Genomic DNA, 12,379 nt, shown 5'->3' on the forward strand with positions numbered 1-12,379 from the left:
TGGCACACAATTTTCTTACTTAATTTATGTTAATACTATTAGAAACCCATTATCATAGAGTTAGTTGATGAACGGGTAAGCGCTTTCCTTATCTCTGTATTTGTTTACAGAAACTAATGATACCATTTATGGTGTTAATTTACTCACTGTTATAGCCTCCTTTGAAGGGGGAAAGGGGATGTTACACCCGTAAACGCACCCGAAAAAGAAGTTAAACTTATGGGTAAATTAATCCGTAATCGGTAATAATGATAATATTAAAACAAATTATGATGGAAAAGAAAAATCCAAATCCTGTACAACGGGATGCAAACAAAAGTCTAGAAAGGAAAAAGCCCTTGTTTTTTCTTATTGGTTTAGGTATCGCTATTTTGAGTTCATTTGTCCTAATTAACCTTGAGTTTGAGAAAAAAACTCAAAATATTGAACAAATAGGGATGATAGAAGGACAAGAACTTCAGTATTCTACCATTGAGATATTTAAGGTAGATAAACCCAAAGAGTTCGTAAAACCACCAAAAAACCTCAAAAAAACGTTCGAAATAAATCATGATGAACTAAAAATTGTAAAAAATCAATTAGAAATTCAGGATGAAAATTATTTAGAATCTGATGATGAAGAGGAAGATGAAACTCTTTATATAGATGATGATGTAGATGAAGAAGAGACTGGTGAAGTTGCTTTTATAGCAGTGGAGAGTCTGCCCTATTTTAGTAGTTGTTCAAAAGGAAATAGAACAGAAAAAAGACTTTGTGTAGAACGACAAATTAATCTTCATATCAAAAAGAATTTTAAATTCCCTCGTCAAGAAAAAATGCTTGGAATTTCAGGAAAAGTGACCGCACAATTTGTGATCAATAAGCAAGGGAAAATACAAGATGTCCAGATTGTAAGAGGAGGAAAACAAAAAGGTTTCGTGAAAGAAACCAAAAGGCTATTGAATTCAATTCCTCAGATGATTCCTGGGAAACAAAGAGGGAAACCAGTGAATGTAAAGTACACTATTCCTATAAATTTTCATTTGAAATAGGATCTTGTCTGATGTAATCAATGATGACTATTGAAAAAATAGTCATCATAATGCTTAACGATAAAAGGTTTCTTAAAAGCTAAAGTTCTTTGAATTTTAGCTTTTTTTTTGATTCTAAGACAAGGAAAGCCTTTATATTTGTGTAATGCAAGATCCAATTAGAGAAATACACCATAAGATCAACGAGTTTGTAAAGAAATTTTACCTCAATAAAATGATTAAAGGAGGAATTATCTTTATTGTTCTCATGGGAATTTTGGTGCTTTTGGCGGCAACTTTGGAGTATTTTTTAAGACTTTCTACCACAGGGCGTACTTGGTTGTTTTATCTTTCATTGTTGATTACCATTGTGTTAGCTATTTCTCTTTGGTTTTTGCCGCTCTTGAAATATTTTAGGATAGGGAAAACGCTTTCACATACTGATGCTTCTGAGATGATTGGCGAGCATTTCTCAGAAATTTCGGACAAACTACATAATCTTTTAGATCTTTCCCAACAGTCTAAGAAGGATACATCCCATTTGTTGCTTGCGAGTATTCAGCAAAAAATTGAGGAAATAAAACCTTTTGATTTTAGGTTAGTAATAGATTTTAACCAAAGTATTAAATACCTAAAATATATACTAATACCTTTTGGTGTTTTTGCCTTGTTTTGGGTAAGCGGAAATAAAGAGATTATCACAGAATCTGCTGAAAGAATTGTTCAGTTTGATGAGGAATTTATTCCAGAAGCTCCCTTTGATTTTGTAATAAAAAATGACAGCCTTCAGACACATTCTTCAAAAGATTTCTTGTTAACCGTGGGCTTAAAAGGAGAACGCTTGCCAAAGGAAATGGAAATTAAACTTTCGGGCCAGTGGTTTAAGATGCAAGATTTATTAAACAATGAATTTAATTATCAGTTTACAAATCTTCAAGAGTCGATACCTTTCCAGTTAAAATCAGATGGTTATTCTTCAAAAACCTACCAAATAAAAGTATTGCCTTTTCCTGAAATCGATTATTTTTCTGTGGAGATAAAAGCTCCAAATTACACAAAAATCCCTTTGAGAAAAATAGAAAACACAGGTGATTTACAAATCCCAGAAGGATCGTGGATCTCATGGAAGGTGCGATCGGAAAAAGGAAAAGAAATACAGTTTAATTTTGAGGATACTTCCTTTGTTTCAACCAAAAAAGATGAAAATTTTGTTTTAAAGAGACAGATTTTCACAAGCGGAAAATATGAACTTTCTCCCAGTAATGATTTTGTTCAAAATGGTGAAAAAATCAGTTACCGTATGCAGATTGTAAAAGATGCACATCCTCAGATTTCGGTGGCACAAGAAATTGATTCAAAACAAGAAAATCAACAGCTTTTTAAAGGGAAAATAAGCGATGATTATGGTTTTAAGAAATTAGATTTTGTCTTTGAAATTGATGGAAAAATTAACAGAAAATCTCTAGAAATAAAGAAAGATTGGAATCAACAGGAGTTTGTATATCTCTTTAATTTGGATGATTATGAATTAAATGGAGGCGAAAAAATAGACTACTATTTTGAGGTTTTTGATAATGATGGAATACATGGAAGCAAAGCCGTGAAAAGTAAAAGGTTTCATATTCAAACTCCAGATGCAGAAGCAATCGCAGATGAAGCAGAAGAGAATAATGAAGAGGCAGAGAAAGCTTTAGAGGAAAGACTAAAAGAAGCTAGGGAACTCAATGAGGAGTTTAAAAGATTACAAGCCAAGTTATTGCAAAAGAAAAACCTGAATTGGGAAGATAAAGAACAGATAAAGCAACTTTTAGAAAAGCAAAAAAAATTAGAAAATTCCATTAAGGAACTCCAAAAAGAGAATAAAAAAAGCATAGAAAACCTCAAGAAATATAATAAAGAGAATGAAAAATTGCTCAAAAAGCAAGAGCAAATTCAAGATTTAATGGAAGATATTTTGGATGAGGAAACCAAAAAACTCTTTGAAGATATCCAGAAAATGATGGAAAAATTGGATAAAAAGGAAATCCAAAAGAATTTAGAAAAACTAAAAGAAAATAACGAAAGTGTAGAAAAAGAACTGGATAGGAGTTTAGAAATGCTTAAGCAATTTCAGTTTGAACAAAAGCTTGAAGAAAATATCCAAAAGCTTGAGGAGCTTCAAAAAAAGCAAGAAGAACTTGCAAAAAAGAATGAAGAGCAAGAAGCAGATAAAAAGACAAGTGATGCCGAGAAAGAAGCTTTAAAAAAAGAGCAAGAAGCGCTTAATAAAGAGTTTGAAAAATGGCAAGAGGAAATGAAGAAAATGGAAAAACTCAACGAAAAACTTGAGCAGCCCAATAATCTTCAAGATACCAAGAAAGAGCAGGAAGATATTAAAAAAGAAATGCAAAAGTCTTCTGAACAAATGCAAAAAAACAATAAAAAACAATCTAAAAAATCACAGAAAAAAGCTTCCGAAAAAATGGAAGAGCTCAAAGAGCAAATGCTTCAAATGCAATCGGGAATGGCATCTGAGCAAATTATGGAAGACATGGAGACTCTAAGGCAAATATTGGAGAATTTAGTCGATCTTTCTTTTGAGGAAGAAGCTTTGGTTAAGCGTATTTCTGAGACAGGAAATCAAGATCCATATTATATTGAGTTAATTAAAAAACAATCGGATATTCGTTTTAAATCAGAAATGGTTGCCGATTCTCTTTTTGCATTGAGTAAAAGACAGGTTTCTATAGAAAAAACAGTGAGAAAAGAAGTAGTAGGTTTAGAGAAAAACCTAAAAAATAGTCTGTATTATCTTACAGAAAGAAAATCGAACCCAGCAAAATCTAGTGGGCAATACGCAATGACTTCTGCTAATAATTTAGCCCTATTGTTGAGTCAAATACTGGATCAAATGCAACAGTCCATGAACAATCCTAACAAAAGTAGTGGACAGTGTAATAAACCCAATCCTTTTAACCAGTCTTCAAAACCCTCTATGAAAGGGATGAAAAAGATGCAACAGCAAATGAAAAAGCGATTGAAATCGCTCCAACAGCAATTACTCAACGAAGGGAAAAAACAAGGGAAGAAGCAAGGAAAAGAAGGGGAGAAAAAACAGAGCGGAGGAGCACAAGGGATGTCGCAAGAACTGGTAAAAACCGCTGCTCAGCAGGAGGCAATCCGTAGGAAATTGGAGGAGATTTCTAAGTCAATGGAAAATGGTGAGGAAGAAGGCGGACAAGGGCATAAATCCTTGAAAGAAGCCATCCAGAAAATGAAAGAAATAGAAAGAGATATTGTAAATAAAAATATAAACCCCGAAACACTTAGAAGGCAAGAAGAAATTATGCAAAAAATGCTTGAAGCCGAAAAAGCAGAAAGGGAACAGGAAAAAGAGAAAAAACGTAAATCTAAAGAGGCAGAACAGCAACAGCGAGAGCAGTCTGAAGTTTGGAAAAAATACCTGGAAGAAAAGAAAAAACAAAAAGAAATATTTCATCAAAAACCGATTAATTATCAACCTTATTACAAGAAAAAAGTAGAAGAATATTTTCAAAATAATTAAAAATAGCTTTAGAGATTTATCGGAGTTTATCCTCCCAAATCAGTGCTTTGTTTGTCAAAAAAAAGTAGTTATCAAGGAACATATTTTGTGTTTTGATTGCTCCAGTAAATTAGCGAAAACAAATACTTTTTCTACGCCTAATAATTTGATGGTTCAGCGAATGGTGTCTTTAGGAACCCCTATTCAAAAAGGCGTAGCGCTCTATCATTTTTCGGGAGAAAGTCCACTGAAAAAAGTGATGCATTTATTGAAATATCAAAACAAAATAAGTGTAGCGAAGTATTTTGGAAATCAGTTAGCAAAATCATTGCAAAACCATGATTTGGTTTACGATATAGATTATATCATCGCCGTTCCATTGCATAAAAACAAAATGGAAAAAAGAGGATTTAATCAAGCAAATTTTATTGCAGAGGAAATTAGTAAAAAACTCAAAATTCCCATGATTTCACCTGTTTTGCGAGTGAAAAATACCGACAGCCAAACCAAGAAAAATAAACAAGAGCGAATGGAGAATATGAAATCTGCCTTCGAATGGAAAACAGATTTCCCAGAATACACCCATTTTTTATTGGTAGATGATGTATTTACCACAGGTGCTACCATGTGGGGAATTTGCCAAGAAGGTTTGACTTCCAAATATCTTTTTTCAGTAGCATGCATTGGACTTACGGGAGATTGATAATATAATAAGTTATTGTTGTAAGTGTTTGTTTTTGAGTTTTTTAATTGTTGAATTATTTGTTTATTATTATTATTATTATTATTATTATTATTGCATAGTGATGTTTTTATTAATTACCTAATTTACTAAAGATTATGAAAAAAATATTTAAAATTGTTTTAGTGTTTTCACTTTTTGTCAGCTGTTCAAAAGAGCATGACGATATTGATAATCACCCTTCAAAACAAATGGAAGAATTCCAATTGAATAAAGAATTAAGTTCTTTTTCCAAAGAAGACCAACTTAAAATTGTTGTTTCTCAAGCGTTGGGAAAATTAATGAATGAAGACAAAGAATTTAACTCTTTTATGTTTAATCAACTGATTGATAAAAATGGAAAAATTAAGGAGTTTTATTATTTACAATATGCCAAAGAGACATCTTTTAAGACAAAATCTGTTCATCAGCATTTTTTAGATTGTTTTAAAAAAGGAACTTTAGAGCGAAGTTTAATTGATGATTTTGAAGAAATTCTTCCAAATTTAGCTATAAAGATTCCAGATTGGGTTCAAATTGCATTGGATAATGAACCAATTGAGAATTTGGACTGGGGTATTTACCCATGTGTTATTGATAAACGAACAATAGCTTTTTCTAAGGGAAAAGTTTATAAGAAGGTTTCGAACTCTCAAAGCACTTTAATTTCCACTTATTTACCTATCCAAGTTGAAGAAAGCGAGAGTGTTATTCCTGTTAATAAAAACGATAATTCAACAATTTGGTTCGATGATCTTGTTGAAAATCATTTTCCTTCTTTGAAAAATTGCTCAAACTTTTCTAGGGCAGATTATGTGTCGTTTTCATCAGTAGATTACGATTTTGTTGATAAACACTCTTTGAATAATGCGATACGTGCAGGAGTAATTTGCGCTTTGCCTTTGGAGGGAGGAAATACTTCACCTGATGATTGTTCTATTGTGTATGAAAGAGATTGTCGAGATGAAAAAAATGTGATCGAGGGTATTCGAATGGCAAATTACAATGCGTATTTGGGTATGAATAATCAGCCTGGTGGTGAGGATATTTTGAAACTACACTACACTTTTGTTGTTGCTTCGATGTGTGGAGACCTCAATCAAAGTCAAGTCTGTCCACCTTCAAAATGGGAGTTTGTGTTTTTTGCATCAATGACTGATTTTTTTGAAATGCAATTGTTTTATGGAGACCCATCTAGTTTACAAGATGTTATTTACGATGGTCCATTTTTTTATATTAAATGTCTGCCAAAATACTATGATATTCCTACGGATCTTTCACAATCAGGATTATATTCTCAAGCTAAGTATTTGAGTTTGACTAATAACGCATCTTGGGATGGGAATGCGTATGGTGACGCTATTAGTTTAAGTATTCATGAGCATGATGATGTAGAAGTTTCGCAATCAACCTCATATTCTAATGAGATAACAAACACAACAAAAATCTCATTATCTTTAAAATTAAGTGAAAATTTTAACGTAGGAACTGATTTTTCCAATTCTGTAACGAGATCTTCAACTTTTCAACAAACACTAATAGCTGAGAAAGATGTTGAGTTAGGAACGTTGATTCTTAATTACTATGATGTGAATTATGTAAATAGTCCTTTGTTTGGATACGGAATTAACCATTCTACTGGTTCAGTTAATACGCATTTTGCTTTTTATTACTAATAAACTTTGAAATCAATTATAAACACCATCAATACTCCATTGATGGTGTTTTTTTGTAAAAATATTTATCGTACCAATTACTTGTTGAGATTATTTGCAAAAGTATTATTTGAAATCCTCCCTTTAAACCGAATCGCTTGTTTATCTTTCGTTATATGGCAAGAATATAAGCTTAAGAAAGAAATATGAATAAGGCTGTTTTCATTTTTTTACAAATTTTCAACAATGTGATACTAAGTAAACAGTACTTTTAGCTTATGAAATTAATGAAAATAGATCACTTAAAAGACTGCCCAAATTATTGAGCAGTCTTTTGAGTTCTTAATTTTGTTGTTCCGTTTACGCATGTTAATGCCAACTTTTTGATTCATGATATTTATAATAATTCTTTGTTATTGGTAATTCTCCTGAATCAAGAATGGAATTCCATCTTGTACTCATTTACACATCGGTATAAATGTATAGAATGAGCAGGTTTTTGTAGCCATTTGTTTAAAAGTCAAAAACAAAAAGACTTCAGAAAAGCCCAATAAAATTAGAATCCATTTTTACTTTCAGATTTTTTCTTGTAAAATATGCTTGAAATTGCCTATATTTGCCGTCTAAAATTTTTACCACGAAACACATTATCAAATGAATATCACTTTAGAAAAAGTTGACGATTTGAACGCCATTCTTCGCGTTGAAGTAAGTGCTGAAGATTATCGTGAAGACGTAGAAAAACTTCTAAAACAATACAGAAAGCAAGTTAATTTACCAGGATTTAGATCGGGGAAGACACCTATGGGTGTAATTCGTAAACGTTTTGGTGTTGGAGCCAAAGCTGAGAAAATCAACGAAATGACTTCTGAAGGTGTTGGGAAATATTTGAGCGAAAACCAAGTGGATTACCTTGGAGGACCGCTTCCAAAAATCGATGAAACTTTGGATTGGGCAACTCAAGAAGACTTTGTGTTTGAGTACGATTTGGGATTGAGCCCAGAGCTTGATATCAAAATTTCAAAGAGAAACAAACTAGAATATATCAATATCGTAGCAGACGAAGCAAATATCGAAGACTACGTGAAGAATATTACTGAGCGTTATGCAAAATTTGAACAACCAGATGCTATTGCAAAAGGAGATATGGTTCGTGCAAAATTTGTTCAGATTGATGCCGATGGAAAAGACCTAGAAGAGGGAATTTCTAATGAAGGAAACTTCATGGTAGATGATGTGAAAAACGAAGAAGTATTCAATCAATTGATTGATAGTGGAGAAAAAACAAGATTGGAAATCGATATCGAAGATACTTTTGATGGAGAACAAATCTTGAAAGTTTTGGAGATAGACGAAACTACACTTGATAATCTTGAAAACAGAAACTTCTCTTTAACAGTATCTATGATTTCTCGTATGACTCCAGCAGAATTGGATGCAGAGCTTTATGAAAAAGTATATCCAGAAGCAGGAATCGAGACAGAAGAGGCTTTTAGAGAAAAACTTCAAGAAGAAGCAAAAACCCTACATATAGCAGATTCAGACCGTAAATTTATGGATGACGCTGTGGAATACCTTTTGGAGAAAAACAAATTTGATTTGCCAAAAGATTTCTTGAAAAAGTGGATTGCAGCAAACCAAAAAGAAGAAGTCTCTGAAGAGCAATTGGAAGAAGATTACAGCAAAAGCGAAAAATACTTGAGATGGCAAATCATCGAAAGTAAATTAGCTAAGGCTTACGAAATTAAAGTAGAGAAAGAAGAAGTAGAAGCAGAAGCAAAATACTTAGTTTCTCTTCAAATGGCTCAGTACGGACAAGCAGGTATAGATGACTCTATGCTAGATGGAATTGTACAAAATGTTCTTAAAGACCAAAAAGAATTGGAGAATATTACTCAGTCTGTTTTCAATAAAAAATTGACTACAGAATTAAAAGACAAATTCAAATTGGACGAAAAGGAAATGAGTATTGCAGATTTTCGTGATATGATCGAAAAAGCAAATGCTGAATAAACAAGCTTTATTGTTAATAACTAAAAAATTGCCAAGGTTTTAAATCTTGGCAATTTTTTTTGCATAAAATGGTCATAAACCACAAAAGCATAGACAGATTAATCTAAACAACAAATACCATGAACAAATATTTTTTCTTATTCATTTTTATCCATTTGATTTCCTTCGCTCAGGATACCAATACGGTTATCTCTGGAGAAAAGGTCTCGTTTTTCAGAGCAGATACTTTGGTTTGGACAGAAGAACGAAGTAGTCTTGAAAATACCGTTTTAAGAATGGAATATGTAAATAACAAAAAATGGAATGGAAAATATGAAGGTATTGGATCTGTCCTAATCTATAAAAAAGGAAAAGAAGTAGAAGAGTGGAGTTATGAGGGTGTTATAAATAGAAAAAAAGTACAGATAACTTATTATAATCTAAATTCTGATGTGCGAAATTCGCTTTTTCGGAAACCTAAAATTATAAAAGTCAAAAGTTTTGTGGGAAACAAAACCTATACTTTGTCATATAAAAATGGAAAGAAACATGAGGGAACTATTCTAGAGGAAGATGAATTGATCCGTTATAAAAATGGAAAGAAAAATGGAGCTTTTATTCGTTACGATGACTTCCCCTGGACAGAAGAGTCAATTATTGGAAAAGGAAATTATCAAGAGGGAAATTACCATGGAATAATCACCTTTTTTAGCCCCGAAGGAATGCAATATTCTTGTGAATATAAAAACGGAAAACCTTGGAAAGGGCAGGTTTTAGAAAACGCTTGGCTTACTTCTTATGACAAAGGGCTCAAAGATGGTACCGAAACTTTTTCTAGAAAAGAAAGAAAAGATAGTTTAGTCTTTAGTAGAAATTATCGCCAAGGAAAGCTAGAAGGAAGCTGTACAGGTTTTTATTACCAAAAGTATTTCTATGGGAAAGTGGTGTCTTTTCATTTTAATGGTGTTTATAAAGATGATCAACCTTATTCTGGTACGTTTTATAACAAAAAAATGAACACTTTGGAAGAATATGTCCAAGGGAAAAAGGAAGGTTTGTTTACAGATAAAGGCAATTATTTTATTCATAAAAAGAACTATAAAAATGGACTTTTGGTTTCAAAAAAATCCATTTTAGATGGTGATACATCTATTTATTATAGCATGAATTACGAAGGAAATAAAGCAATGAACGGAGCGGAGGTGAATTTGGTTGAAAAGACCAATCTCATTTTTAGAAATCGCCTTTATATTAAAAAAGAATTCATAAATGGCTCACAAAACGGACATGAAGAATGGTTTATATGTACACGTAAAAAAATGATACCAATTGCTCAAATACCAATAAAAAATGGAAAAAAGGAAGGGAAAGCTTGGTGTAATTTTGATCGTGTTGAATACAATCGTATTAAACTTGGAAAACTAGAAGGTGTATATAAAAACAATAAACCTTTTAGTGGTGATTTTGTGTTAATAACCATGGAGGGGTTTACTGAAATAGCTCAGTATTCTAAAGGTAAGAAAATCTCTTCTAAATGGTATTATCCAAGAAAAAAACAACTAAAAAGCAGACAGTAGATAGCCCAATAGAGAAGCGCCTAAAATGATCCAGATCGTAGAGATTTTTTTAGGTCCAAAAGTGAAAAACAGAGCGAGTAGAACAATAATTATAGAGGGCCAATTTACCAAGGATTCTTTTCCCATTTCTACCAAAACTGAAAGCATAATGGCAACGGCTGCAATATTTACACTATCCAAAAAATAGCTCAAAAACTTCGATTTTCTCATTTTGGGTATTAGAGGATTGAGTAACCAAACAAAGATAAAAGAAGGTAGAAAAATACCCAAAGAAGCGGCAATAGCACCACTAACTCCACCCAGTTGATAACCTATAAATGTAGCGGTGGAAAGTACCGGTCCTGGAGTAAATTGTCCCATGGCTATTGCATCCATAAGCTCTTTGCGGCTCAACAAACCTTGTGCTACCAGCTCAGCATCTAAATATGCAAATAAAACATAGCCACTTCCATATAAAATAGCTCCTACTTTTAGAAAGCTCCAAAAAATTTGGAGGGTGTCTGGATCTACTATTTTGGTAAGTGTTTTTTGAGGAATGGTTATCAGTAAAAATAAAGGGAAAAATAGCGGAGATTCTAATGACTTTCGATCTTTAAAATAAAAAAAAGTAGCTCCAATAACACCACTGAATAAGAGTGCTAATATTTCATTTACTCCCAGTAAAGAAGCGAATAAAACAAGAACACCTAAACCAATTAACCAATAGTTTTTGGTTGCTTTTTTTCCGAGTTTAATAACCGCTCCAGCAATTACGGCTAAGACCGCAGGTTTTATTCCCATAACAAAGGGTGCAACTTGAGGTAAAGCACCATATTCTACATAGAGTGCTGCTAAAATTCCTGTGAGTACTACTGCTGGGATAATAAAACTGATTCCAGCTACAAATAGTCCTAAAACACCACCTCTTTCATGACCACAATGCATGGTCATCTCCGTAGAGTTTGGTCCTGGAATAAGGTTCGTAGCACCCATGAGATCCAAGAAATGATCACGTGAAATCCATTTTCTTTTTTCCACAATTTCTTCTTCCATCATAGCAATATGAGCTGCGGGTCCGCCAAAAGCCATCATTCCGAGTTTGAAAAAAACAAAAGCAATTTCTTTAAGATTCTTATTTCGGGTCATCTTGATAAGGGAAAATAGTTTAAAACCAAATATAAAACAAAAAAGCCCCTGAAATCAAATTCAAAGGCTTTAAGAAATTGTAAAATGGAAATTCTTATTTTAAGAAGTCAACCACATTTTTAAGTTCTGTTTTTAACAAATCTTCCACATTTCCATATTTGTTATCATAGTCTTCACGGGCTCTATTAATTACTTCAAGAGCTTCTTCTCTACCATAAAGATGAGTGATTTCTATTTTTGGCTTTTCGTTGCTCTCCCCAGGGATTTCTTTGTAAGTAAGGAAATAATGCTTCAAACGATCCAAAACCAATTTTGGTAATTGATCTACATCTGTAACATTTCCATACATGCTATCGCCTTTCATTACTGCAATGATTTTATCATCAGCTTCACCACCGTCTAACATACGGAAACCACCTATAGGCATACAAGGAACGATAATGTTTCCATGATTAATGGTTCTTTCTGTTAGGATACAAATATCTACAGGATCATTATCTCCATCGATATCATTTCTTCCTACTTTTTCTCTACTGTATTCAGCAACTTTTTCATCACAAAAAGTTTTTGGTACAAAACCATAAAGTGCAGGGAAATGATTAGAAAATTTTTGAGGTCTGTCCACCATCATATATCCTGTTTCTTTATCTATTTCGTACTTTACAGAGTCTGAAGGTACTACTTCAATAAAAGCATTAACTTCTTCTGGAACATTATCTCCAGCAGAAACACCATGCCAAGGGTGAGACTTATATCTAAGTCCTATGTTTTTCCAA

Annotated in this window: 8 protein-coding genes; 6 read left to right on the top strand and 2 right to left on the bottom strand. The window is 32.7% G+C overall.

The annotated features are described in order from the left end of the window. The first annotated feature begins 269 nt into the window (after positions 1-269). From N4A45_02110 to N4A45_02135, 6 genes are all read left to right on the top strand, one after another. Positions 270-1,031 carry a TonB family protein gene (locus N4A45_02110; protein ID MCT4664011.1) on the top strand — a complete coding sequence of 254 codons (762 nt, stop codon included), beginning with the start codon at positions 270-272 and terminating at the stop codon, positions 1,029-1,031. 145 nt (positions 1,032-1,176) lie between these two features. Then, complete coding sequence (locus N4A45_02115; protein ID MCT4664012.1) at positions 1,177-4,554, top strand: DUF4175 family protein; 3,378 nt, start codon at positions 1,177-1,179, stop codon at positions 4,552-4,554. A 145-nt stretch (positions 4,555-4,699) separates the two neighbouring features. After that, positions 4,700-5,236, top strand: a complete 537-nt coding sequence (locus N4A45_02120) for a hypothetical protein (GenBank protein ID MCT4664013.1) — start codon at positions 4,700-4,702, stop codon at positions 5,234-5,236. 137 nt (positions 5,237-5,373) lie between these two features. Beyond that, positions 5,374-6,930 (top strand): hypothetical protein, encoded by a 1,557-nt coding sequence (locus N4A45_02125; protein ID MCT4664014.1) that lies wholly within the window; start codon positions 5,374-5,376, stop codon positions 6,928-6,930. Positions 6,931-7,563: 633 nt separating this feature from the next. After that, positions 7,564-8,922, top strand: coding sequence for a trigger factor (tig, locus tag N4A45_02130; protein MCT4664015.1), 1,359 nt, complete (start codon positions 7,564-7,566; stop codon positions 8,920-8,922). A 119-nt stretch (positions 8,923-9,041) separates the two neighbouring features. Then, a complete protein-coding gene (locus N4A45_02135; GenBank protein ID MCT4664016.1) occupies positions 9,042-10,478 on the top strand; it encodes a hypothetical protein in 1,437 nt (478 codons plus the stop codon). Here the strand turns inward: N4A45_02135 and chrA are convergent. Together chrA and N4A45_02145 are read right to left on the bottom strand one after the other, a co-directional pair. Then, complete coding sequence (gene chrA, locus N4A45_02140) at positions 10,461-11,603, bottom strand: chromate efflux transporter (protein MCT4664017.1); 1,143 nt, start codon at positions 11,601-11,603, stop codon at positions 10,461-10,463. The two genes, N4A45_02135 and chrA, sit on opposite strands and share 18 nt — an antisense overlap. A gap of 94 nt (positions 11,604-11,697) precedes the next feature. Continuing rightward, complete coding sequence (locus N4A45_02145) at positions 11,698-12,369, bottom strand: inorganic pyrophosphatase (GenBank protein MCT4664018.1); 672 nt, start codon at positions 12,367-12,369, stop codon at positions 11,698-11,700. Positions 12,370-12,379 lie beyond the last annotated feature (10 nt).

The sequence above is a fragment of the Flavobacteriales bacterium genome, assembly GCA_025210805.1.
In the GTDB taxonomy this organism is placed as follows: domain Bacteria; phylum Bacteroidota; class Bacteroidia; order Flavobacteriales; family CAJXXR01; genus JAOAQX01.